General features: G+C 61.2%; 19 protein-coding genes. 17 read left to right on the top strand and 2 right to left on the bottom strand.

The window, feature by feature from the left end:
• Nucleotides 1-136: 136 nt before the first annotated feature.
• The 6 genes from AC1DD7_RS01655 (at nucleotide 137) to AC1DD7_RS01630 (ending at nucleotide 6,595) form a co-directional block, all read left to right on the top strand.
• Nucleotides 137-841, top strand: a complete 705-nt coding sequence (locus AC1DD7_RS01655) for an ABC transporter permease (protein ID WP_477513527.1) — start codon at nucleotides 137-139, stop codon at nucleotides 839-841.
• A 158-nt stretch (nucleotides 842-999) separates the two neighbouring features.
• Complete coding sequence (locus AC1DD7_RS01650; RefSeq protein ID WP_477513526.1) at nucleotides 1,000-1,710, top strand: ABC transporter ATP-binding protein; 711 nt, start codon at nucleotides 1,000-1,002, stop codon at nucleotides 1,708-1,710.
• 274 nt (nucleotides 1,711-1,984) lie between these two features.
• On the top strand, nucleotides 1,985-2,689 hold the full coding sequence (locus AC1DD7_RS01645) for a fumarylacetoacetate hydrolase family protein (protein WP_442003147.1): 705 nt from the start codon (nucleotides 1,985-1,987) through the stop codon (nucleotides 2,687-2,689).
• Nucleotides 2,686-4,095, top strand: coding sequence for an FAD-binding oxidoreductase (locus AC1DD7_RS01640; RefSeq protein ID WP_477513525.1), 1,410 nt, complete (start codon nucleotides 2,686-2,688; stop codon nucleotides 4,093-4,095). The genes AC1DD7_RS01645 and AC1DD7_RS01640 overlap by 4 nt, the downstream gene beginning before the upstream one ends.
• 3 nt (nucleotides 4,096-4,098) lie before the next feature.
• On the top strand, nucleotides 4,099-4,572 hold the full coding sequence (locus AC1DD7_RS01635) for a VOC family protein (RefSeq protein WP_442003149.1): 474 nt from the start codon (nucleotides 4,099-4,101) through the stop codon (nucleotides 4,570-4,572).
• A 349-nt stretch (nucleotides 4,573-4,921) separates the two neighbouring features.
• Nucleotides 4,922-6,595, top strand: a complete 1,674-nt coding sequence (locus AC1DD7_RS01630; protein WP_477513524.1) for a thiamine pyrophosphate-binding protein — start codon at nucleotides 4,922-4,924, stop codon at nucleotides 6,593-6,595.
• 151 nt (nucleotides 6,596-6,746) lie between these two features.
• On the opposite strand, the gene AC1DD7_RS01625 is transcribed toward AC1DD7_RS01630, so the two are convergent.
• Nucleotides 6,747-7,061 carry a hypothetical protein gene (locus AC1DD7_RS01625; RefSeq protein ID WP_477513523.1) on the bottom strand — a complete coding sequence of 105 codons (315 nt, stop codon included), beginning with the start codon at nucleotides 7,059-7,061 and terminating at the stop codon, nucleotides 6,747-6,749.
• A gap of 488 nt (nucleotides 7,062-7,549) precedes the next feature.
• Here AC1DD7_RS01625 and AC1DD7_RS01620 point away from each other — a divergent pair, with 488 nt between their 5' ends.
• From AC1DD7_RS01620 to purU, 7 genes are all read left to right on the top strand, one after another.
• Nucleotides 7,550-8,326, top strand: coding sequence for a GAF and ANTAR domain-containing protein (locus AC1DD7_RS01620; protein WP_477513522.1), 777 nt, complete (start codon nucleotides 7,550-7,552; stop codon nucleotides 8,324-8,326).
• A gap of 1,944 nt (nucleotides 8,327-10,270) precedes the next feature.
• Nucleotides 10,271-11,494 (top strand): acyl-CoA dehydrogenase family protein, encoded by a 1,224-nt coding sequence (locus AC1DD7_RS01615; RefSeq protein ID WP_477513521.1) that lies wholly within the window; start codon nucleotides 10,271-10,273, stop codon nucleotides 11,492-11,494.
• A 28-nt stretch (nucleotides 11,495-11,522) separates the two neighbouring features.
• Nucleotides 11,523-12,734 (top strand): flavin reductase, encoded by a 1,212-nt coding sequence (locus AC1DD7_RS01610; protein WP_477513520.1) that lies wholly within the window; start codon nucleotides 11,523-11,525, stop codon nucleotides 12,732-12,734.
• A 3-nt stretch (nucleotides 12,735-12,737) separates the two neighbouring features.
• The gene (locus AC1DD7_RS01605; protein ID WP_441431049.1) at nucleotides 12,738-13,322 is read left to right on the top strand and encodes a flavin reductase family protein; all 585 of its coding nucleotides are present in this window, start codon (nucleotides 12,738-12,740) and stop codon (nucleotides 13,320-13,322) included.
• On the top strand, nucleotides 13,319-14,386 hold the full coding sequence (locus AC1DD7_RS01600) for a maleylacetate reductase (RefSeq protein ID WP_477513519.1): 1,068 nt from the start codon (nucleotides 13,319-13,321) through the stop codon (nucleotides 14,384-14,386). Before AC1DD7_RS01605 ends, AC1DD7_RS01600 begins: the two co-directional genes overlap by 4 nt.
• Entirely contained in the window at nucleotides 14,383-15,288 is a 906-nt protein-coding gene (locus AC1DD7_RS01595; RefSeq protein WP_477513518.1) for a dioxygenase family protein, read from the top strand. Before AC1DD7_RS01600 ends, AC1DD7_RS01595 begins: the two co-directional genes overlap by 4 nt.
• 38 nt (nucleotides 15,289-15,326) lie before the next feature.
• Nucleotides 15,327-16,199, top strand: a complete 873-nt coding sequence (purU, locus tag AC1DD7_RS01590; RefSeq protein ID WP_477513517.1) for a formyltetrahydrofolate deformylase — start codon at nucleotides 15,327-15,329, stop codon at nucleotides 16,197-16,199.
• Between the two features lie 88 nt (nucleotides 16,200-16,287).
• On the opposite strand, the gene AC1DD7_RS01585 is transcribed toward purU, so the two are convergent.
• A complete protein-coding gene (locus AC1DD7_RS01585; RefSeq protein WP_477513516.1) occupies nucleotides 16,288-18,537 on the bottom strand; it encodes a LuxR C-terminal-related transcriptional regulator in 2,250 nt (749 codons plus the stop codon).
• A 272-nt stretch (nucleotides 18,538-18,809) separates the two neighbouring features.
• On the opposite strand from AC1DD7_RS01585, the gene AC1DD7_RS01580 reads away from it, so the two are divergent.
• The 4 genes from AC1DD7_RS01580 (at nucleotide 18,810) to AC1DD7_RS01565 (ending at nucleotide 23,231) form a co-directional block, all read left to right on the top strand.
• Nucleotides 18,810-19,916, top strand: a complete 1,107-nt coding sequence (locus AC1DD7_RS01580) for a zinc-binding dehydrogenase (protein ID WP_477513515.1) — start codon at nucleotides 18,810-18,812, stop codon at nucleotides 19,914-19,916.
• 181 nt (nucleotides 19,917-20,097) lie between these two features.
• Entirely contained in the window at nucleotides 20,098-20,862 is a 765-nt protein-coding gene (locus tag AC1DD7_RS01575) for an SDR family NAD(P)-dependent oxidoreductase (RefSeq protein ID WP_477513514.1), read from the top strand.
• A gap of 57 nt (nucleotides 20,863-20,919) precedes the next feature.
• On the top strand, nucleotides 20,920-22,278 hold the full coding sequence (locus AC1DD7_RS01570) for a hypothetical protein (protein ID WP_477513513.1): 1,359 nt from the start codon (nucleotides 20,920-20,922) through the stop codon (nucleotides 22,276-22,278).
• A 62-nt stretch (nucleotides 22,279-22,340) separates the two neighbouring features.
• A complete protein-coding gene (locus AC1DD7_RS01565; RefSeq protein ID WP_477513512.1) occupies nucleotides 22,341-23,231 on the top strand; it encodes a bifunctional methylenetetrahydrofolate dehydrogenase/methenyltetrahydrofolate cyclohydrolase in 891 nt (296 codons plus the stop codon).
• Nucleotides 23,232-23,242: the final 11 nt, after the last annotated feature.

Below are 23,242 nucleotides of genomic sequence, written 5' to 3'. Positions count from 1 at the left end.
TCTTAGGGCAATGAAGGGCCTATTGCTCGAGCTTTGGCTACCTGTGATCGCGGTGGCTCTCTGGCTGGCGATTAGTGCATCCAGCAAGTCGCCCTTCTTTCCGCCTTTGCAGACGATCCTAACGAAGGCAGTAAAAGTGTGGATCACAGATTCACGCCTCACAAGTGACCTGGTCCCCAGCCTCCTGAATCTCCTGATGGGCTATGGGATCGCTGTCCTTACAGGAGTCCTGATCGGCACAGCTTTAGGGCTGATGCCCATGGTTCTTGAGGCGATAGAACCCGAGCTGGAATTTCTGCGCGCGGTTCCTGCCGTTGCAATACTGCCGATCGCGATCATATCTATGGGTCTCGGGGACGACATGAGAATTGCTGTCATCGCCTTCGGGGCGGTGTGGCCAGTCCTGCTCAATACCATCGCGGGCATCCGCGCGCTCGATCCCGTAGTGAAAGATATGAGCACAGCGTTCTCGCTTTCAGCTGCAACGAGACTGTTCGTCGTGCGCCTTCCGTCTGCTGCTCCGCAAATCTTCGCTGGTGCGCGAACAGCGCTCTCGATAGCAGTGGTTCTGATAGTCGTCAGCGAAATGACAGGGGCCCACCGCGGCGTCGGATACTTCATTTTGGCGGCCCAAAGGAACTACGCCATCACGGACATGTGGACCGGGATGCTGGTCCTCGGGATCCTCGGCTACTTGCTGAATCTTGCCTTCAGAATTCTTGAAGGCCGCCTGTTGCACTGGCACCCCAGCTATCGAACGCAAAACCAGTCGCGGGGAAAGGTTGTGTCGCCAAAGACTGCACTTAGCCAGCAGGCCACGACAGGAGCTGTCACCTTGTGAATCAGACAAAAGCTACCAGACCGATCGGAATTGAAGCCGTGAGTACATCGAACAGCACCAATGAGGCCGCTATTGTCAAAGCGGCGAAAACTGAGAGTAGGGATAGCGTCAACGCCGTCATCGAAGCTGTGAACCTTGGGCATTCCTACAATACTTCCGTGGGAAGCGCCGAAATCCTTGGCTCTGTTGAATTTTCAGTGCTGCCAGGGGAATTTGTTTGCATCGTCGGTCCATCGGGCGTGGGCAAAACAACTCTTTTGCGTTGCCTGTCGGGTCTGCAGCAACCGACGGCCGGCCACGTTGCGGTTGACGGCATCCCACTCGCTGGTCCATCGACAGCAATCAGTCTCGTCTTCCAGGACTACAGTCGCTCCCTGCTGCCCTGGCTGAGTGTCATCGACAACGTGACGCTTCCGCTGAAGGGCAGGGTCTCCAAGGGTGAACGGCGGGCAAGGGCGGAAAAAGCCCTGCGGGAAGTGGGGCTTCGGGAGGCCTCCAATCGCTACCCCTGGCAGCTTTCGGGGGGGATGCAACAGCGAGTAGCGATCGCCCGTGCCCTCGTATTCGAACCGAGAGTAATGCTCATGGATGAGCCCTTTGCCTCGGTTGACGCACAAACACGAGAAACTCTCGAAGACCTGGTACTTCGGATCAGGGAAGACCAGGGGCAGGCAGTTGTCCTGATAACGCATGACATCGACGAAGCAATCTACCTCGCTGATCGGGTGATCGTCTTGGGGGGCCGGCCTGCCAATGTTCGCGCCAATCTTTCGATTCCACTTGGCTCCTCCCGCACCCAGCTCCAAACCAAGGCCCGCCCCGAGTTCGCTGAACTCAGGGCCCATGTACACAGGCTCATCGGAGGCTAGATGCTGCACACGTCGAAAGTGTATCCCGGGGCACGCATAGCTAATTTGAGCCGAATGTTTAATGAAAGAGTGTGAATTCCCAATGAGGTTGGTTAAATACCTGCATAACAACAAAATACGTCTGGGCGTCAGAGTCGATGATGGACTCGTTGCTGATAGCGGCTTCGCCGACCTCAGACAATTTCTGGAGGCCCCTGCCGCGCGCAGGTCCGAAATCCTAACTGAGGCCTCAGGTCATGGCGGCCCTGTCCGTCCGGAAAAACTCCTCGCACCAGTGGCGGAACGCTGCCAGATCATTTACACCGGGGGAAACTACGCAAGCCATCTTGCGGAAGTCGCCCACCTTGTAACGCCCAAAGAACCGGTCTTCTTCCCCGGTCTATGGTCCTCCGTAATAGGCCCAGGCGATCCCATCGCCATCCCAGAACCGGATAGCACCGTTGATTACGAGGTTGAACTCGCGTTTGTGATCTCGAAGACCGCCAGTAAGGTCAAAGCTTCCGAAGCATGGGACTACGTGTACGGCTACACTCTCGTAAATGACGTGAGCGCGCGAGACGTCATGCAGCGCGAGGCCATGCAAATCATGCTCTGCAAGAGTCCCGATACCTTTTGCCCGGTGGGCCCGGAAATAGTAAGTCGCGACGAGATCGCCGACGTTTATGGGCTTCGGATCACCTCTACGGTCAACGGCGTCCTAAAACAGGACTCGACAACCGGCACCATGCTCACGAGAATCCCGGAGCTGCTGGAATTCCTGTCCCGGACGGTCACTCTTCAACCCGGCGATGTCGTTACAACAGGAACACCTGGCGGAGCAGGTGCCTTCCGTAACCCGCCTGAGTTTATGTCCCCCGGAGACACTGTCACAGTCGCGGTCGAACAAATTGGTGAACTTACCAACCCGCTGGTAGCGGGGTGGCTCCAGGAAGAAGGCAACCGAGCCCAGGAACACGAAGCAGAAGGAATACATTCATGACCACACGAACCCTGGCAGCAAGCCTTTCGAAGTATTTCGGTGAACGGTTCCTTACACCAGAGGACCGGCGCTACGACTCCGCGCGAAAAGTGTGGAACGGCATGGTCGATAAACGACCGCTTGGGCTGGTCAAATGTGCCGACGGACGAGACGTGTCAATAGCGCTGACCGAGTCCGTGGCAGCCGGAGTGCCCATTTCAATTCTCGCCGGAGGACATCAGATTGCCGGCGGCGCCGTTGTAGAGGATGGCGTTGTCCTTGACCTTAGCGCCATGCGTTCGGTGAATGTAGACAGACAATGTTCCAACGTGTCAGTGGGTGGAGGTGCACTGCTGGGCGACCTCGACCGTGCTGCATCCAGGTACGGTCTCGCCGTCCCGGCAGGCGTTGTCTCCCACACGGGAGTGGGGGGACTGACCCTGGGCGGGGGCATTGGATGGCTCTCGCGAAGTAGGGGACTCACCTGTGACCGGCTCCTCTCTGCTCGCGTCATTGACGGTACGGGCCGGGAGAGGTTGGCCAGCAGCACCGAGAATCCCGACCTCTTTTGGGCCATGCGGGGAGGCGGTGGGAACTTTGGTGTTGTCACAGAATTCACCTACGAAGCCGCGCCGATTGGGTGGGTGACGTTTGGAACGCGGACGGTGGGTCTGCAGCAGGCGAGAGCCGCGCTAATCGAATTTGGGAGCCGCGCCGAAACGCTCCCCCGAGAACTTCAAGTCATGGTCAAAGTACAAAAAGCGCTGAGCCAGTCGGGTCCAAATCACCGGCGAGGTGAACCCGTGGTCACGTTTGAATGGATGTGGTCCGGGGACCCAGTTGACGCTTTCTCAGCGCAGGAAACGCTCGGAGTGCAACACTTCGGGTCAGCCCAGGTGGCCCGCCAACGGTTCGCGGAAGTTCAAAGCCACCAAGACCACAGGTACCCCCATGGCTTCAGATACTTCCTCAAACCCGGTCACTTCAACGCGCTGACAGCCGAGGTTGCGGACGCCATGCTCAAAGCAGCCGAATCAATGCCGAGTGAAGACGCTCAAATTGAGGTTCTCCTGCTCGGAGGGGCAATTGACGATGTACCCGAAAGCGAAACGGCCTACCCCAAGCGGTCAGCACGCTTCGCCTACAACGTCACAGCCGGGTGGGAAAGTGACCTACTCGACCAGGAACATATCGGATGGTGCCGTTCGACACACCAATCCCTCAACCGTTTGGCAGCCGAAGGCGCCTACATCAACTTCCTCGGTGCTGATGAAGTTGTAGATCTGTCAAGCATATTTGGGGCAGCGAAATATGCCCGGCTCCGCGAGGTCAAAGCACATTACGACCCCGGCCAGATCTTCCAGCCAATGGTGCCAATACCCCCAGGTGATCGCCCCGTCGCCGCGACAAATTCAGGAACCAGGTAAGTGATGACAAACGATATAAAAGCATCCGAAGTAGCTCTCGCTGGCATCCACCACCTGAAGATTCCGGTTACCAATCTCCAGACGAGCTTGAAATGGTACGAGGAGATCCTCGGAGCTAAACGACGCGCAGAATTTGATCACTTCGACCGGGAAGGGAATCTCTTTGCCTACATCGTTACGATCCCGGGCATCGATACATACTTTGAACTTCGCTTGGCCCCCAAAATCGCGGAGCGCATGAAAGGGTTTGACCCGACAGTCCTCAGCGTTGGGACCCTCAAGGACCTTGAACTGTGGGAACAGCACCTGAACCAACATGGAGTAGCAAATTCGTCTGTCCTCCGCGGCATCCTCGGCTGGCTGCTCGTCTGTCATGATCCCGACGGGCTGGCTATCCGTTTCTACACTTTGGAAACCCATGAGTTCGACGCTGCAGGATCCGACATGGATTCTCCCTGGGTGGTCTACCCGGAATAAGGTTCGGCGCCGTTCCTCTCCGCACGGCATGTAGAAGCTGCCACGCCGTGAGGAGCGGTGCGCTTTTCGCTTCTCTGGCCCCGGCCGCCGCCCTATTCTTGGGAACACGGTTCCGCCGGAAGGCCACAGGGAAGGCATCCCACGTTCAAAGGCAAGCGCCAGGGATGCGCGGCGACGCACTCACCCCCGGACGGACACCCCTGCATCATCTGGTCGGGGCACCATTTCCACGTCAACACCACGGCGGACGGCCAAAACCCCAGTCACCTTAGGCGGTCATTGCGGCATCCGCAGCGCAGCCACCGCATATCCCTCTCACACCGGGCGAAGGCCCACGATAGGAAATCGCATGACAACGCCCACCCCACCCACCGCCAGCCCGACGGTGTCCACAGCAATCGCGGACGTCGTGGCCGAGCGCGCCGGCCATCTGTTCGGCCTAATGGGCAACGGGAACGCCCACCTCATCAGCCACCTCACCAGCCGGGGATTCCCCTTCACCTCTGGACGCCACGAGGCTGCCACCGTCGCGATGGCCGACGCGTACTACCGCGCCGGAGGCCAGATTGGGGCGGCGACCACGACCTACGGGGCCGGGTTCACCAACGCCTACACGGCACTGGCCGAGGCTAGGCTCGCCCGAGTACCAATGGTGCTCATCGTCGGGGACGCGCCAAGCACCGGGCCGCGGTCGTTCGACATCGACCAAGTCACAGCGGCAGAAGCGGTAGGAGTTGTCACGCTCGTGGCGCACCCCGAAAACGCGGTACTAGTTGCTCACCGCGCTTTCGACCTCGCGCTGCGCACCGTCCAACCCGTGGTCCTCGCCATCCCCTACGACCTGGCCACCGAACCCTTGGAGGAGCAGACCCACCTCGAACCTTTGCCAGCCAAGCCCGTCTGGAATGCGTCCGGGAAGGAGCTCGACCGGGTCGCCGCCATCCTGCGCAACGCTAAGCGTCCGCTCCTGCTGGCCGGCCGAGGGGTGCTGCTCGGAGACGCGGTCGGCCCGTTCCAAGAGCTTGGGGACCGGCTGGGGGCCATGTTCATGACCTCCGTAATGGCCGTCAACATCGTCGACAGCCCATGGAACCTCGGCATCGCCGGAGGCTTCGCCCGCGAGCACCGCCTCGACCTCGCCCGACAGGCCGACGTCGTGCTCGTCGCCGGAGCCTCAATGAACTCCTTCCAGCACCGCTACGGGACCCTCTTCGGACCCGACACGCGCGTCGTCCGCATCGACAACGAGCCCTCCAGCGATCACCCACACGTCGACAAGTACATCCGCGCCGACCTTGCACCCTTTCTCGAAGCACTAAGGGGCCGCATACCAACGGTCAACGAGCACCAGACGTGGCGACATGCCGCGACCGAGGTCGCGGAGGACGAGTTCCGCTCGATCGGGCCCTACGAGGACCCGGAAGAGTTCGGCCCCGACGGACGCCTCAACCCCCGCACCGTGGTCGCTGCCCTGGAGGGCATCCTCCCCGCCGAGAGGTCAATCGTCATGGACGGCGGGCACTTCATGGGATGGGCCCCCATGTACCTCTCCGTCCCCGACCCCCAAGCAATGGTCCTGGTGGGAACCGCCTTCCAATCTATCGGCCTCGGCTTCTCCTCCGCGCCCGGAGTCTCAATAGCCCACCCCGAACGGACCACCGTCTTCATTACCGGCGACGGCGGAGGTCTCATGGGACTGGCAGACTTCGAAACCTTCATCCGGACCACCCGCAGAGGCGTGGTCATCGCCCTCAACGACGCCGCTTACGGAGCCGAACTCCACCAGTACGCTTCCAAAGGCCTCGACCCGACCGCGATGCTAATCGATGAAGTCGACTTCTCCGCCATCGGCCGCGCTCTCGGCGCAGACGGCCACAAGGCGATGACCCTCGCAGACCTGAAGATCCTCCAGAATTGGCTCGCCGGACACGACAGAGGCGTGTTCGTGCTTGACGTCGCCATATCCCGGGAAATCGTCGTCGAATGGATGTCCGCCTCCCTCGCAGTCAAACAGGCCCTCTAGACCGGGGCTCCGAAAGGCCAGCCTGCAGCTGTACGGGCGGCCGAACTTTGATGAAGGGGATCATCCTTACCGGCGCCAGGAGGGGATCGGCGGGAGCCGCTGTGAAGTAAGAGCTGCTCCGGGACGGGCTGGCGGTAAATGTCACCTCGTACTAGCTGATGGACTCGAGTTGCCAGTGTTCAGCCAAGGGCTCACGGCGAAGCATGAACGTATGTAGCTCTGCATTGGCTCCAGATGGTCGTGCTTGCACGTGCCAGTACTCGACGCTGACGACGTCCCCGGTTCCAACGGCCACCCGCGTACGGTGTTCCCACCAAGCGTCCCTGGTGAACCAGTGTGCTGTGTGGATGTCCGGATCGACCATCCAGATCCGGCCGTCGTACCTGATCGCCAGTGGTGTTCCGTCGGGGCTGAACCGGACAGCGACTTCGTGGCCGGTCGTGGGTGTTTCAGGCGCAATAGTCATGGTGGTTTTCCTTTCTGATGGTGAGCTGCCGGTCAGGCGGCTTTGACGAGGGGGAGCTCGTCCCAGTGAGTGGTGTGGCGTTACGCGCCTCAAGCCAACGAGTTGTTCAAGATAACCACGTGCACCTCTTGAATGGCCCGCAGTTCAGCGTTCTATAGAAGCGCACGGATGAGCGGCTGGCCCACGTTCAAGTACTGGTCTGTTTGCTCCACGGTGAGGAACCGTGCTGGCTGGGTGTCTTTTCGGGCATGAGGAAAATGCCACGACAGCGCCAATGTCCGTGAATCACGGTTGATCTCGCCCTTACTAGGGGCCCGAAGCAAGGGTCGCTGGGGATCCAGTTCCGGACGTACACCTGTTGAAATGTACTTCGAAGGCTTCGCCGCCCATTTAACCCGCCCGCCATGTTCCGCGCAGCCTGCCCGCAGGTGTTCCTGTCTGTGGCGCACGTGATGACGCGAACGATGAACGTTCCTAGCATTGGGCTCATGGACTCTACAGGAAACCCCGAGCACATCCGCGGGCTGCACGATTTGGTTGCCGGCACTGCTGATATCAAGGGGATCCTTGACGGAGTGACCCTCTTTGCCGCGAACGCAATGAGCCTCGTGGCCGGTGAGCCCTTCGATTGTGCCCTGACGCTTCGGCGCCGCAAACGGACCGCTACCGTTGCGGGCAGCAGCGAGAAGGCAGTACTCCTGGACCGAATAGAACAGAACCTGCGCCAAAGGCCGTGCCTTGAAGCACTTGATGTGGGCCACGCGGTCCTGCTGGCCGATGTGGAAACAGACACCAAGTGGCCCAAATACAGCGAAGCGCTGGCCATTGCGGATTGCCACAGTGGCTTGGGCGTCCCCATGGACCTTGGACAAACTTCCGAGGCGGTGCTGAACTTCTTCGCACCCACCGCCGGGCTCTTCACCCAGAAGTTCATCAGCGAAGCCACCGCGTTAGCGGATGTGGCTGGCAGCACGCTGCGCCTGGCCATCCGGATCGAAAGCACCGAACGCCTTAACGCTGACCTGAAGGCCGCCATGGCCAACAGGACCGTCATCGATCTTGCTTGCGGAGTGATCATGGCCCAGAACCGCTGCACCCAAGACGAAGCATTCAAAATGCTGACCCAGGCGTCCAGCCACCGGAATCAGAAACTCAACGCGGTCGCCGCCGAGATCATCGCCAACGTCACCGGAGTATTGACGCCCCGCTGCACTTCGAAGACTGAGAATTCTGCCCGCTACAGCTGTTCGTGGCGTTTGAGCTGAATATCTTGCTAAACCGTACAGCTCAACGAACTTCGGATCGACTCACGGACATCCACGAGTTAGCGGATTTCGTGTCCTTCAAAGGGCGATATCGCGTCTTGGGGACGCAATTCGGACGTACACGCCTTTACCCAAAGGATGCCGAAATGACCTACCCGCGGTCGACGTCGGCTTCGGCCTCGACCACGAGGGGTCCCACCAGTGTCAGGCGTACGCGGCCTTTGCCTTGGTGAATCTGTTCAGTGAGGTTTCGCTGATCTCTGCGGGCGATGGGTGCCCTGGCTCCGCGGGGCGGAGCTGGCGGCCCTGTTCACGCCCTCGCTGTGTTGAGAGGGCAGTGGATCGGCTTTGTCATGATGCTCGTGGTCTTCTCCACCATGTTAACAATGAAGGAGGTGCTGCCATCGTGCTGGATGTTTCATCGTTCTGCCGGGCGGAGTGTTGCCGGATTTTGGTTTGTTCGACACATCGGTGTGAGTCGTGCCCTGCAGGCCGCCGCCTCATCCCGGCAGGAGGCTCCAAGCGGGCGAAAATGCTGAGACTTAGCAGGCGGTCTCTAGTGTGTGCCGGCTCCCATTTTGCTGGTGCCGGTCCGAATGCGCATAGCAGCGTCGGGTCCTTTTCTTCGGTGGCGATGGAGCAAAAAAGAAGTGTGAACAATGTCCACACTTTCCGCTCCGGATTGGCCCGTACAGCCGACGGACTGCCCCGGATTCCGCATGTTTTCAAGAGTTCCCAGTGTTCCCAAGGCCTGGAATCCCGTTCGAGTCCCACCTCGGGCACGGCATACCCCCTCGTCAGAGGGGGTTTTTGCTTTAACGTGTGTACAAATTAGGTGGTCCGGTCCCTCTGACACTGGCCGCGGGGTGTGCCTGGCGCCGCGGCTCGCCTGTTTGGTTGTGGGGGAGCGGGTTCAGGGTCATGGCTGGCGGGCCCTCCGCTTGCTGTGAGCTGGGGTTATATGTTCCTCTCTTGGTCCGTCCGGTAGGTCGTGGTTGGCATACACCTCTTCATGGATAGGAGGACTGAGCGCAACATGACTTCGAGATCCTGCGTCAAAGTTCTTGGTTTTGGCTCGTTGCTGGAGTTAAGAACCTTGACTCAGGAGAGCTTTGTCAGGCCAAAGGGGGTGTGGACATTGTCCACACTTAAATCTTCTTTATTGAGCCTGATCACAGCCATTTCCTTCCACTTGTTCGGCCTACATCTACTCATCGCGTGTAAGGGCCCGAGCGGCATGACGCCCGTTCGCAAGCGCGCCATCTGCAGGCCCGCCGCGACGTGAGAGTTCAGCCGCTACTGACGACCGGGTGCTTTGGGGAGGTCTCGTCGGTGTCGTCGACGCGTAACTACGACTAAATGGGGGAGTGTCCGGCGCGGATTGCGGTCCCTTCCAAGGTCGCCGAGCATTTGGAGTTCACACGCTTGTCGGGGCGTGCACGTCGAAGCCGAACAGTTTGCCGATATGGGCCCAAATGTCGCGCTGCGTCAGGGGCGAGCCGGGCGTGTCAGGTCGCGTTCTAAGAGTTCCTTGAGCAACTGCCGTGAAAGAGGACTTGGACCCTATTCTGACGGCCCTTGGCCACCTGCTTGACGCTTGGCTGGGGTGTACCCAGTTGGTCTGAGCTCTTGGCCACGGTGCAGCATTTCCGGGCAATGCCGCAGGTGGTTTCGATAACGTCGTTGATCGCTTTGGTCGGTCGGTGGAGGACCTCTCCTAGGGCCAGGGTTTTCGCCGAGCCTCAACGGGCGCCAGGTTCTCGGGCGCCATGACGGCTGTGTCTCCTGGCGCGTGCAGCAGTTAATCCCGGCATCGCAACACTGTCTCGATTCGACGTGCAGGTGTGACGGTTGCGTATGAATCGGGTGACCTCACGCTAGAACGAGCTCGGGTAGTTAGCGATTCTGTTAGGGAAAGTTGTCAACGACGACCAAAGGACGGATATGGAAACATCTGTTACGCTGCGCGCCCAGCCGCCGGCGGCCCTGACTCTTGATGAAGCGCTGGCAAGTGCGCGGCGAATCAGCGAGCAAGTACTGGCGGAAGCGGCGGAGACCGAACGGAATGCACGCCATTCCGTTGACCTGCATCACGCCTTCTTCGAGGCAGGGTTCTATCACCTGCTGAGGCCCAAGACCTGGGGTGGCTATGAGTTCAGCCTTCCGGACTTCCTTAAAGTTATGCGCGAAATTGCCCGTGCGGACATGGCAACGGCCTGGTGTCTGACCCTCGCATCAGGACATAACCTCCAGGTTGCTTCGTACTGGGGAGAGCGTGCACAACAGCAGTTGTTCGCCGGAGAATACTTCGCAGCGCCAATGACGAGCGCGCCTTCGGGGACTCTCACTCGTGTCAACGGAGGTTTCCTCGTTAATGGCGTGCACCGGTACGCATCGGGCGTCCCCTATGCAACTCACTTCTGTGGTCACGCATTTCACGATGATCGCACCGGGGTCATCTCGAATTTCATCGCGCCCAGAGAGAAGTTCGAAGTCCTTGACGATTGGGGCACCACGCTTGGATTGCGGGGGAGCGGCTCCAACTCGGTGAAGTTCGATGACGCCTTCATTCCGGAGGAATTCGTGCTGGAAGGCGTCAGCCAGCTGTCTATCGACCCGGCAACGCAGGCTCCCGGCAGAGCACTGCACGGGAATCCGATGTATGGTGCGCCTGGAATCGGGTTCTTCTCTCTCGAGCTGAACTCCTTGGCGCTTGGCGCGGCACTCGGCCTCTTTGAGGAGTACGACGCCCAAATGACGGTTCGCAAGACCGTTAACCCGCCCTTCGCCCTCCGTTCGGAGGACACGTTCTTCCAGTGGCGGTACGGTACCGCGAGGGCGAAACTCGACGCGGCGGTCGCGACGATGGATTATGCGGGAGCGATGTTCGACCAGTGTCTTGCTGATTCGGTGTCGGCTCCATACTCGCGGGCTGCAGATATGCGTGTCGCCTTGGCTGCCGGGCAGTCCGCGCAGCTGCTGTGGAGCGCGGTCAGTGACTTCCTCTTCAAGACCATCGGGTCGAGTGCTGTAGTCAGTGGGAGCCGGGCCGAAAGGATCTGGCGTGACCTCAGTCAGTGGTGGGGGCACCTCAACACTCAACTCGCCGACCCTGTAGCGGCCATGTACACACAGGCTCATTTTGGAGAGCTTGAATCCCGTCGGTGACGTCTGCACTTCCCTCGGAGGATCGATCATGAAGATGACAGGTATGCCGGTCGCGCCGGACGAGTTTGTGGTGGCGATGAACCACTTCACGTCAGGAGTGGCGATCGTGACCTCCCGTGATGAGGGCCGACCGGTAGGGGCGACGGTCGCTGCCATCGCGCCGATAGCATCGGAACCGCCCACGGTGATGGTGTCGATGTCCACGGCCTCGTCGACGGCGGAAGCGATCCTGCGGTCCGGGAAATTCGCTATCAACGTCCTGGACGGGGATTCGGCGAGCATGGCAGGCCGGTTCGCCGCCCGCATACCCAACAAGTTCGCGGGTATCGAGGTCCTCGAAGACGACCTGGGTAACCCCGTCCTTCCCGGTCGGGTCGCGGGGCTGAGCTGCCGGGTCTTAGACGCTTTGGAAGCTGGCTCACATAGGGAGTTCCGCGCGCACGTCGTCGGCGTTGAGGTCCATGGAGGCAGCCCACTGGCCTACTACCGGGGAGCGTTCGCTCAGCTTCATACCGAGGCGGACAGGTCGTTGCTGGACGCGGTCCGCGAACACGTTCTGTCACTTCGTACCGATCAGTCACGGGCACTGGATGCCGATGTTCTTGCGCGGACGTTCGCATCGTCGCCGGGTTCTATCCTGCGCGCTCTGTCCACCCTCAGGTCGGAGGCCCTCGTAGAACGCCAGGACGGCGGCTACTACGTCGCTCCCGTCCCCGACGAGCTCGTCGACAAGACCTACGAAGCAAAACTCGCGATTGAGATTGGCGTCGCCGTGCAGATGATCGATCGAGTAGCAGAGCCTCAGCTGCGGGCGCTGCGCAACCGCATGGAAAGGATGCAGGAAGCTGCAACCGGCGGCGTTGCCGAAAGCCTTGACGATTATGTTGTCGCCTTGAACGATTTCTGCGAGTACTTCGTCTCGTTGGCGGGGTCCGAACCGCTTCTACACGCGTACCGAGCACTCGGGTTGCCCGGAATCGACAAGCGAACCATCACGAGAACAATTTTCGCCAACATCCCGGCAACCGCAGGGTTCGAAGAAGTCATCGCTGCTCTTGAGGATCGCAATCTGCAGGGCGTCCTCGCTGCTTTGCGCACCGAACGACGCAAGCCCGCTTTCGTGCGCGACGCCCCTTGGCGACCAGCAGTCAACGACCATGGACGGAGGTCCGGAACCATGCTCGACGACGAACGGTCACCCTCCTCTCAGCTGCCCGAAACGCCCAAAGAAAGGATTTGAACAATGGCACATTCCAGTGCACTTGATGAACGTGAACACACCCAGCACCGGACTGCTCCCGCCCCGGAGCTGCCCCTGTTACACCCCGGAGTCACCTCTGACGGGTTCAAGCTGGCATTCCGAAACCACCCCGCCGGAGTTGCTGTAATCACCGCCGATCCAGGCTCCGGGCCAGTAGGACTGACCGCAACGTCCGTTGTCTCCGTGAGCGTCGAACCACCGATCTTGATCTTCTCACTGTCCGCACTCTCCTCTGCAACGCCGGGTATAACGGCCGCGGAGACCATCGTTGTCCACCTTATGACGGACCAGGACGTGTCCATGGCTCGGCTGTTCGCGACCTCAGGAGTTGACCGTTTCTCCGACGATTCCCTGTGGTCACCCCTGACCACAGGGGAACCGCTCTTCCATGGAGTCAAGTCGTGGTTGCGCTGCAGAATCATCGACCGGATGGAGGTAGGCGGGTCGGTGATCGTGGCTGCCCAGGCAATCGAGGCATCTGCCGTTGAGCCTGGACCGGACTCCTCGCCGCTGGTCTATCACAATCGCCGCTGGCACCGGCTCGACGACCACTCACTCCTGGCATGAGTATGGAAGCATTCACATATCGCTCGCAAACGGCCGAGGTCCGATTCGGTCACGGGAATGCCGCTGCCAACGTGCGGGACTGGGTCGAACGGCACCACGCGCGACGTATTCTGTTGGTGACGTCTCCCTCCCAGTCCGTGGCCGCGGAACTCATCACCTCCGCGATCCACGCCCGCGTCGTCGGCCTTTTCAGCGACGTCGTAGAGCATGTTCCAGCCGAGACAGCAGCCCTTGCCCAGCAGGCAGCTGAGAACTCCGATGCCGACCTGATTCTCTCGATTGGAGGGGGGTCTACCACTGGAACTGCGAAGGCCATTGCATTAAGGACAGGCCTTCCAATCCTCGCCGTCCCCACCACTCTGGCTGGCTCGGAAATGACGGATGTCTGGGGCATTACTGTGGACGGCCGCAAACAGACCGGGAAAAACCCCTTGGTGCAGCCGCGAGCCGTCGTATACGACCCGGCGCTGCTAACCTCTCTCCCTCATGCCGTCGCCGTGTCCTCTGCGTTCAATGCGCTGGCACACTGTGTGGAGGCATTCTGGGGACCCGGGGCAAACCCGCTCACATCGCTGAAGGCCGGCGAAGGCATTCGTCAGCTCACTCAGGGATTGCGCGCGCTGCAGAACGCCCAGGCAGGTGCAATGGACAGCCTGGTGTACGGCAGCTTCCTCGCTGGTTCCGCTTTCGCGGAGGCTGGGTCGGGACTGCACCACAAGATATGCCACGCTCTCGGGGGCGCGTTCGACCTCTCGCACGCCGGTACACACACCGTGATCCTTCCGCAAGTGCTTCGTTTCAATGCCGACGCCGTCCCTGCCGCGAGTAGGTCGATCTGCGCGGCACTGGGCGTCGACGATGCCGTCGCGGGACTTCGCGAACTCTTAATTGCCACAGGCGCACCGAGGAATCTTCGTGAACTGGGCATGCAGGACGACGATGTGCCCGTCGCCGTCGATGTCGTGGCCGAGAGGCTTCCAATCCCCAACCCTCGAGAAGTCACTCGCGGGGATATTCAATGGCTGCTCCAGGCGGCCTTCGATGAAGGGACGATCCACTCATGACCATCACAAGGGCCGAAGCGCTCATACAGGTCACCCGGGAATCCACACTGACCGACGACGTAGTCGCAAGCTTTGGAGGCATCGCAGACCCTCGTTTCCGGGAAGTAATGTCCTCGCTGGTGCGTCATCTTCACGGGTTCATCCGGGACGTGCGTCTGACGCAGGCGGAGTGGGACGCGGCGATCGGCTTCCTCACACGCGCGGGGCATATCACCGACGAGCACCGACAGGAGTTCATCCTGCTTTCGGACGTGCTGGGTGCCTCGATGATGACGGTGGCTGTCAACGCGCCCGCACGGTCGACAGCGACCGAGTCGACGGTCTTCGGCCCCTTCTTCGTCGAGAACGCCCCGTTCATCGAGAACGGCGACGACATTGGCGACGGAATGTCCGGGCACCCCTGCTACGTCCACGGCTCCGTTCGGTCAGTCACAGGAGACGCGCTGGCAGGCGTGCGCGTGGAGGTTTGGGCGGCCGACGATGACGGCTTCTACGACGTTCAGCACGAATCGCGGCAACTGTCGGGCCGCGCTCACTTCTTCACAAACGAAGACGGGACCTTCGACTATTGGACAGTCCAGCCCGCCGCCTACCCGATCCCGCATGACGGCCCGGTCGGTGATCTATTAGACGCTGCTCGCAGGTCTCCCATGCGCCCGGCGCACATCCATTTCATGGTGAGCCATCCCGGGTACGAGACCCTCATCACCCACATCTTCGTAGAGGGCGACAAGTGGCTGGAGAAGGACGCCGTATTCGGTGTCAAGCCGTCACTCGTCGTGCCGTTTGTCGAACATGAACCAGGAGCAGGCCCACGCGGTCGAAATCTGACTGAGAAATGGACCTCGGCACAGTTCGACATCACCCTTGCGCCCATAGCTGAACCACAGCGAGCCGTCTGACCACTGTCACGGCCGTCCCGAACCCAGGAGCAAACTACATGCCACTCAACATCCCATTGCGCGACCACGCCTGCTTGACCGTGCATGGTGCCGACCAGCCCGGCCTCGTTGCCGCCGTCACGGCGCTGGTGACTCGCAATAAGGGCAATATCGTTACGCTGGACCAGTACTCGTCCGACCCCGAAGGCGGCGCATTTTTCCAGCGGGTGGTGTTCCACCGCCCGGGGCTCGCTGCGGCGATCCCCGACATCCAGGCCGACCTCGCCAAGACCCTGAAGCCGTACGGCATGGAGTGGCGGCTCACCGACCAGTCCGTGCCAAAGCGAATGGCGATCTTGGCCTCCACATCGGATCACTGCCTGTTGGAGTTATTGTGGCGGCATCGCCGCGGCGAGCTGCCTGTCTCGATCCCGATGGTGATCTCCAACCACACCAACACCGCAGAGGACGTGCGCTCGTTCGGTATCCCGTTCATGCACGTACATTCGCAGGGCCCCGACAAGAGCGAGGCCGAGGCGAAGATCCTTGGACTCTTGCGCGGCAACGTCGACTTCGTCGTGCTGGCACGCTACATGCAGATCATCTCCGGAGACTTCCTTGACAAGATCGGCGTACCGGTCATCAACATCCACCACTCGTTCCTGCCCGCCTTCATCGGCGCCGCTCCCTACCGCAAAGCGCAGGAGCGTGGCGTGAAACTCATCGGCGCCACCTCACACTATGTGACGAAGGACCTCGACGAGGGCCCGATTATTGAACAGGATGTCGCCCGCGTCGACCATTCCATGACGGCCGCCGATCTCCAAGCCCACGGCGCCTATGTCGAGCGCGCGGTCCTCTCTCGAGCCGTGCAATGGCATGCGGAAGACCGAGTCATCCGCCACGGCAATCACACCATTGTCTTCGGGTAGCGTCGTCGGCCCGCCAGGTAAGCCCACTCGCATGGGGGCACTCGTGAGTGTCTCCTGCGCATCGGCCCGGAATTCCAGCCCGAGGCGCTTATCGGCGCCGCCCCACTTCGGTTCTTGATTGTGCCACCCACACTGCGATCTGGCTGCGGGAGCGAAAGCCGAGCTTCGCCAGGATCCGCTGGACGTGTCCCTCCACCGTGCGCCGCGACAGCACGAGTCTCGCCGCAATAGCGGGGTTGCCTAGTCCTTCCGCGACGAGGGTGGCAATTTCCCATTCGCGGCCGCTGAGCGCATCGAGCGTCCCGTCGCGCTGGGTCGGGTTCTCTGGTGCGTCCCCGTCGATGATCCGTGCAAGCATCTCACCGAGCGATCGATTGTCTTGCAATGGCGTGGACGGACCAAAGGTGCTTGGAGGCGCAGGGACGAGCTCGGGCAGCGGGACCGGAGGGCTCGTATGCATCTGTCGCGGAAAAAGTGCGGCCAGGCGGGCGACACTCTCGTCCTCTCCGTTGTTACCGGAGATGGACACAAGGAGTCGCACACAGAGGGCAAGACCCGCGCGATCGCCGTAGTCGGACATCACATCTACCGACTCACGTAAGCGCGCGGTGGCCTCGTTGGTGCGGCCCTGTCGGCCCGCGATCAAAGCCACCAGCCACCACATGTAGGCTCGACCCCAGATATCACCGACCTGTTCGCAAAACGCCAGGCCCTCAGCCAGAGACGCCATCGCGGTTTCCTCGTGGCCCATGGCAATCTGACATGTCGCCAGGAACCAGTATTTTTCGCCAAGGTGTTCCACGTCTGCCTGCAGAGACTCCCGCAGCACTCGGCCCAGCTTGGGCTCTGCAGCGGCAGGATTGCCTTCGCCAAGATCGATCAACGCTTCGACGAAGATGCCGAAAAGGGCCTCATTGTCACCGATGAGCGATGGATCGGACCCTGACCTGCTGGCCATGAGCTGTGCTCTTGCGCCCTCAAGGTCTCCCTCGTGGAACGCGATGTAGGCATCGGTCTGCATGGCGCGGACGGTGATCGAGTCGTGAGTCGGGTCGATAGTTAGTGCCGTGCCGAGCCAGTCCCTCACTCTGGGCCAAGGGTCGACAGGATGAAGCTGCCAGTAATAGCGCAGGGCGCTGATGATATCGAGAGCTTCGTGTGCATCGTTGGGGTCGGCTGACATGGCGCTGAGAACTGCTGTGATGTCACCGGCATGGCGGTTGAGGAACTGGATGCTCTGCAGTTGGTCATCGGAGAACCATGACCCGGCGCAATGACGCATCCTGTCGATTAGAGCGCTTCGCACGCGTTGCTGTTCCCTCAAACGGCTCTCCTCATCCCAGGATCCGAGAGTGTGTCCGCGGTAGTGAAGAGGAACTCGCAATCTGCGCTCTCCACCCACTGTTTCGGATCGCACCAGCGACTGATCGACGAGTTCTGAGGTGGGCCCGGCGATCTTCGCCACACTCCCATCGGAGAAGAGATCCGCAGCGAAGCGCAGGTCGCATCCGGACTCGAACAACGAGAGCCGTTGCAGGAGCCTGCGCGCCGGTTCGGATACTCTTGCCAGCGCCCCCTCCAGGACTGCCTTCGAGGTCATGGCGTGAAAGGCGGTAGGGAGGAACGAGTCCAGGACGGCCGCGTCCTCCGTGACTGCGATCGCTGTGGCACGAGGGCCCAGCACGCAGACGGCGCGTGCCGCTGCTTCGATGAACCGCGGGACGCCATCTGTGGCCTTGCACACGGCAAGCAGTTCTTCCGCCGCCGCTGCTGTTGCTCGAAACGTAGGGTCCTCTTCACGGATAAGCCGCAGCAGCAGGTTTCCCGCGGGCGACTCGAGTGCTGCTTCCGGAGGCCCCTGCAGAATGCTTTCAAGCGGGGACAAGACGTAGAGTGTCTCCCCGCGGATACCCGTTCGCTGACGGGAGGTAACTACGAGGCGGGTCTCGGTTGCGTGCCGAAGCAGCTGTTCGAGGGCTGGCGCCGCGAGATCCGCACGATCCAGGTTGTCGAGGACGATCAGGTGCGGTTTTTCGCCCAGTATCCGCGCGATCTCTTCCAGTGATGCGCCAGGAGATCCGACCGCGGCAGCGATGGTCTCACCGGCGCCGTCCGAAGCTTGGCCGCCCATCTCGACGACGGCGATGGAGCCGCCAAAGGAACGCCTTAACATCTCCGCGAGGCGCGCTGCGGTCCGGGACTTTCCCACGCCAGCTTGCCCGGTGATGGTGACAAGTCGACGCGAGGCGACGAGACTGCTCAATTCACTGAGAACCCGGTCTCTCCCCACGAACTCGGTGAGGTGCCGGACAGGAAGCCCGCGACTTGACGTTGTCATTGTTGATACCTTACTCAGCTCAATTTGCCGATACGGGGTCTCAGGGGTGGGAGGAGACCGTGGACACGAACGCGACGAGGCCGCCGCCGAAGCGCCTTTTCCTCCACTTGCCATATAGCCATGTGACGCTCACCACTCATAGCGTGCACTTACGCGATCACTTACGCAAATACGCATTTTCTGTCGCAAAACCCGGGACGGATCTCGATGATGGAGGAGGAATAACCCACACTCAACAAGCCACCCATTGCACGAAGACGAAGAGGTCTAACATGAGAGCTGCTCTCGCCCGCGGAGAAGGCGCACCGATCGAGATCGAGGAGATCACCCTGGACCCGCCGGGATGGGGGGAAGTGACCGTCCGAATAGAGGCCAGTGCCGTCTGCCGTACCGATCAGCTCTTCATAGACAACCCTGTCAGCTCCGACCGGCGCTTCGTGCCCGGCCACAGCGCCTGTGGCACGGTCATTGAGGTCGGTCCCGGAGTGATGAAGACGAAAGTGGGCGACCGGATTGTCGTGGCCGGCACCATGGAGTGCGGCAAATGTTATCCGTGCCTCCACGGCAGCCCCTCGCAATGCGAGCGGCTGTGGGTAGAAGTCGCGACACCACCGGCCGTCGGCCGCACTGCCGCTGGACATGTGGTGGCGGGGTTTGGCGGGGCAGGAACATTCGCTGAGTACATGAAGTATCGCGAGCACTGTTACGCCGTCGTAGACAGCTCGCTCGATGCGGTTCAACTGGCCGTCCTAGGCTGCGGAGGCATTTCCGGCGTCGGCGCCGTATGGGAAGTCGGCCGTGTACAACCGGGTGAGAGTGTTGTAGTGGTCGGTTGCGGACATCTGGGCCTGTGGATGATCCAGGCCGCGAAAGCGGCCGGCGCGGGTCCGATCATCGCAGTCGATCCTCTCCCTGACCGTCGTGATTTTGCATTGAAGGTGGGCGCCAGCGCAGCGGTGGCACCGGAAGATGCCCGTACGACGGTCGACGCTTTGACTGCGGAACGCGGCGCGGACCTCGCGTTGGAGGCTACCGGAGAACCGGGAGGAATCGAGCAGGCCTTTACCCTCTCTCGCAATGGCGGGACCGTCGTCGCTACCAGCATGGTCGCTCCGCTTGACACGGCGACCACGACCCTTCCGGCGAACACGGTGTCGCTCTTCGGCCGGGTCATCAAAGGATCACAGAGCGGTGGCGGATTCCTCGACCGGGACATCCAGCGAATTGCCGACGCCATCGAATCGGGCACGCTGGACGTGGACGTCATGATTTCGCGGGTGTTCCCCCTTGAGGATGCTGGGGCGGCTATGCGTGCCGCAGTCGAACGCGATCTCATAACGGGCGTTATCGACATGCGCCTGAGCAGGGCCGGGGAGTAGTGATGATCTGTCACTTCCGCCAGGCGGGAACGGGCGCAGAATCAGGTGAACTTACGCTAGGAACTTGCCGGGGGGCGCTGGAGCCTAGATCTGGCGATTCACTGTCGAATCGCTCACACGCCGGGGCGAATTCGTTCGGCCCGTCGTGCTCAAGGCTGGAACCGAGAGGGGTCCGATTCTGATGAATACCTTTAGGCTCGATGGCAAGACGGCGATTGTCTCCGGAGGCGCCCGCGGGATTGGCGCAGCTCATTGTCGAGTGCTCGTGGAAAACGGGGCACGCGTGATCGTCGCCGACGTCCTGCACGAGGACGGCGAAGCGCTTGCCGCCGCCCTCGGCGATCAGGCACTGTTTGTACCGCTCGATGTGACCGATAGGGACCAATGGGCTGCTTGCGTCCAGGCCGCCCTGGAATTCGGCCATGGAACGCTCGACATCCTGGTCAACAACGCAGGCATCAACGTCCCGGCGGCGCTCGAAGAGATGCGCCCCGAAATTTGGGATCGTGTCCTCAACGTAAACCTCACGGGACACTTCAACGGGATCCAGGCGGTGGTCGCAGCCATGCGAAGGCAGGGCAGCGGATCCATTGTGAATACCAGCTCTATCACGGCGGTAGTGCCACCCACGCTCCTTGCCCCGTACGTTGCAGCAAAGATGGCGATCGTGGGACTGACCCAGATCGCGGCGCTCGAACTGGGGAAGTATGGCATCCGCGTGAACGCCCTGCAGCCGGGCTACACCGATACTCCGATGATGGCGGGCGGTGATGAATCCGCTATCGCCGGCGGCCTCCCAATTCCCCGCTATGGCAAACCAGAGGAGGTCGCCGACATGATGCTCTACCTCGTCACACGCGCGAGCTACACGACAGGAAGTGTCCTCCCAGTAGACGGTGGCGCGGTCGCCGGTGCCGGCTTCGCCTTGCTCGACTCATCCAACTAGCCCCCCTCGACCACCGTGGTGCGACGACGCACCCGTATCAAACAGAGAGTGAAGAACATGACCGCACAACAAGCAATCAGCGAAGGGGCGTACACCGTCGCCCCGGGCATGGGCTATTTGCCCTTGGAGTTTCTTGGCTACGAAAGCGAGGTGCTTTCGTCGAAGGAGACTGCGCACATCGGCACTGCCCTCAATGGCATGTCTCCCATTTATGACGTCTCTGGTCCGGATGCGCTCGAGTTCTTGCGATCGGTGTGTATCAACGCATTCCGCGGGTTCCAGGTAGGCCAGATCCGGCACGCCGTCCTCTGCAATGACAAGGGCCAGATCCTCACGGATGGGGTCGTCGCTCGGATCGAAGAGGATACCTACCGGACGTATTGGCTCGCTCCCGCGCTGGAGTACCGGTTGATCAACTCCGGACTCAACGTGAAGGGTGAAGACCAATCAAACAAGGAGTTCTTCTTCCAGATCGCTGGCCCGCGTTCGCTGGAGGTTCTTGAAGCCGCCGCGCAGGAGGACCTCCACGACATCGCCTTCGGCAGGCATCGCATGGGAACGATCGCAGGCCTCCCCGTCCGCATCCTCCGGCTCGGGATGGCTGGCGGGTTGGCTTATGAGGTCCACGGTGCGACGCCGGACACCGAGACCGTCTACCGGGCCATCTGGGAAGCAGGCCAGCCCTTTGGCCTCGTGAAGCAGGGGCAGGTCGCCTATCTCATGCAGCACACCGAGGCGGGATTCCCGAACATCAACCTCCACTACCCCCTGCCGTGGTACGAGGAGCCAGACATGGCTGCCTACTTCGATACCCAGCCGATGCAGAACTTCTACAACAAGTACCGCCACTTCTACGGCAGCGTTGGCCCGGATGCCGAGGCGCGGTTCGTGACGCCCTACCAAGTCGGCTGGGGGAAAATGGTCGACTTCAATCACGACTTCATAGGCAAGGAAGCGCTGCAGCGTGAGGCCGAAGCCGACCATTGGGCAGTAGTGAGCCTCGTCTGGAACGAGGAGGACATCGCCGACGTCGTCGCCTCCAAGTACCGGGGACGCGACGTCGAGCCGTACGACAGGATCGACGACCGCCCCTTCGACATCTACTTCAACCTCGGCGGTCAACCTGGCTTCGCCTATCACGCGGATTGGGTCCTCGCGGACGGTCAGCGGATCGGCACTTCAACCGGACGCATCAACAGCGTTTACTACCGTCGCATGATCTCGCTCGGCTTCGTCGACAAGCGATATGCAGCTGAGGGTACCAATATCACCGTCCTGTGGGGCCGCCCCGGCACACCGCAGAAGGAGATCCGAGTGACCGTCGGCCGGTACCCCTACTTCGACCTCGAAAACAACAACGCCATCGACGTCGGGGCGGTTCCGCGTCCGGCACTCGACGTGCCTGCCGGAGCGTAAATCATGTCGGCCCAGGAGCGACTGCCCCTGGGCGCATAGAGCGATAGTGGAGGGAGGGCCGGATGGCCGAGATGCTTGACGGTGCGACTACTGCAGCGATTATCAAGGCGGAGTTGCGCGAGCGGGTGGTCGCATTGAAAGCGGCCGGGATCACCCCGGGGCTTGGAACCTTGCTGGTGGGGGAGAGCCCGGCGTCGGTCTCGTATGTGACTGGGAAGCATCGTGACTGTTCGGAGGTGGGGATCGCCTCGATCCCTCACCACCTTCCGGAGGGGGCGACAAGGGCCCAGATCGAGCAAAGCGTCGCAGAGCTCAACGCCGATTCGGCGGTGACCGGGTTCATCACGCAGCTGCCTCTTCCGGACAGCGTCGACGACAACGCTGTGCTGGAGTCGATCGAGCCAGAGAAGGACGCGGACGGACTGCACCCCACGAATCTGGGACGACTCGTTTTGAGTGTCGCCCGCGAACTGAGCTCACCGGTGCCCTGCACCCCCGCTGGCATTGTCGAGTTGCTGCTGCGCGCAGGGGTCGAAATAGCCGGCCGGCAGGTGACGGTTATCGGCCGCGGTGTGACGGTAGGACGGCCGCTCGGACTGCTGCTGACATGTAAGGGCCTGGATGCAACCGTGACCCTGACTCATTCGCGCACCAGGGATCTTCCTGACCAGGTGCGTCGAGCCGACATCGTTATCGCCGCGCTGGGGCAGCCGCACTTCGTGAAGCCCGACTGGGTGAAGCGGGGTGCAGCCGTACTCGATGTCGGGGTAACCCGGGTGGGCACCGCCAAGTCCGGAAAGGCGAAGCTCGCCGGGGATGTCGATCCCGCTGTCGGCGATGTCGCCGGTTGGCTATCGCCGAATCCAGGAGGGGTGGGTCCCATGACCCGTGCGATGTTGCTTTCGAACATTGTGTCCATGGCGGAACGCCGCCTTTCGAACCTAGCACGATAGCCCTGAGGAGC

This window comes from Paenarthrobacter sp. 10L412, from assembly GCF_056395565.1.
Note: the sequence above shows the minus strand (reverse complement) of the source record. Positions and strands in the feature narration are given on the sequence as shown.

What these genes read in the sequence shown, in the direction of transcription:
- AC1DD7_RS01640 (WP_477513525.1), top strand. Translation starts at nt 2,686, where the DNA reads ATGACCACACGAACCCTGGCAGCAAGCCTTTCGAAGTATTTCGGTGAA.
- AC1DD7_RS01635 (WP_442003149.1), top strand. Translation starts at nt 4,099, where the DNA reads ATGACAAACGATATAAAAGCATCCGAAGTAGCTCTCGCTGGCATCCAC.
- AC1DD7_RS01630 (WP_477513524.1), top strand. Translation starts at nt 4,922, where the DNA reads ATGACAACGCCCACCCCACCCACCGCCAGCCCGACGGTGTCCACAGCA.
- AC1DD7_RS01625 (WP_477513523.1), bottom strand. Translation starts at nt 7,061, where the DNA reads ATGACTATTGCGCCTGAAACACCCACGACCGGCCACGAAGTCGCTGTC.
- AC1DD7_RS01620 (WP_477513522.1), top strand. Translation starts at nt 7,550, where the DNA reads ATGGACTCTACAGGAAACCCCGAGCACATCCGCGGGCTGCACGATTTG.
- AC1DD7_RS01615 (WP_477513521.1), top strand. Translation starts at nt 10,271, where the DNA reads ATGGAAACATCTGTTACGCTGCGCGCCCAGCCGCCGGCGGCCCTGACT.
- AC1DD7_RS01610 (WP_477513520.1), top strand. Translation starts at nt 11,523, where the DNA reads ATGAAGATGACAGGTATGCCGGTCGCGCCGGACGAGTTTGTGGTGGCG.
- AC1DD7_RS01605 (WP_441431049.1), top strand. Translation starts at nt 12,738, where the DNA reads ATGGCACATTCCAGTGCACTTGATGAACGTGAACACACCCAGCACCGG.
- AC1DD7_RS01600 (WP_477513519.1), top strand. Translation starts at nt 13,319, where the DNA reads ATGAGTATGGAAGCATTCACATATCGCTCGCAAACGGCCGAGGTCCGA.
- AC1DD7_RS01595 (WP_477513518.1), top strand. Translation starts at nt 14,383, where the DNA reads ATGACCATCACAAGGGCCGAAGCGCTCATACAGGTCACCCGGGAATCC.
- purU (WP_477513517.1), top strand. Translation starts at nt 15,327, where the DNA reads ATGCCACTCAACATCCCATTGCGCGACCACGCCTGCTTGACCGTGCAT.
- AC1DD7_RS01585 (WP_477513516.1), bottom strand. Translation starts at nt 18,537, where the DNA reads ATGACAACGTCAAGTCGCGGGCTTCCTGTCCGGCACCTCACCGAGTTC.
- AC1DD7_RS01580 (WP_477513515.1), top strand. Translation starts at nt 18,810, where the DNA reads ATGAGAGCTGCTCTCGCCCGCGGAGAAGGCGCACCGATCGAGATCGAG.
- AC1DD7_RS01575 (WP_477513514.1), top strand. Translation starts at nt 20,098, where the DNA reads ATGAATACCTTTAGGCTCGATGGCAAGACGGCGATTGTCTCCGGAGGC.
- AC1DD7_RS01570 (WP_477513513.1), top strand. Translation starts at nt 20,920, where the DNA reads ATGACCGCACAACAAGCAATCAGCGAAGGGGCGTACACCGTCGCCCCG.
- AC1DD7_RS01565 (WP_477513512.1), top strand. Translation starts at nt 22,341, where the DNA reads ATGGCCGAGATGCTTGACGGTGCGACTACTGCAGCGATTATCAAGGCG.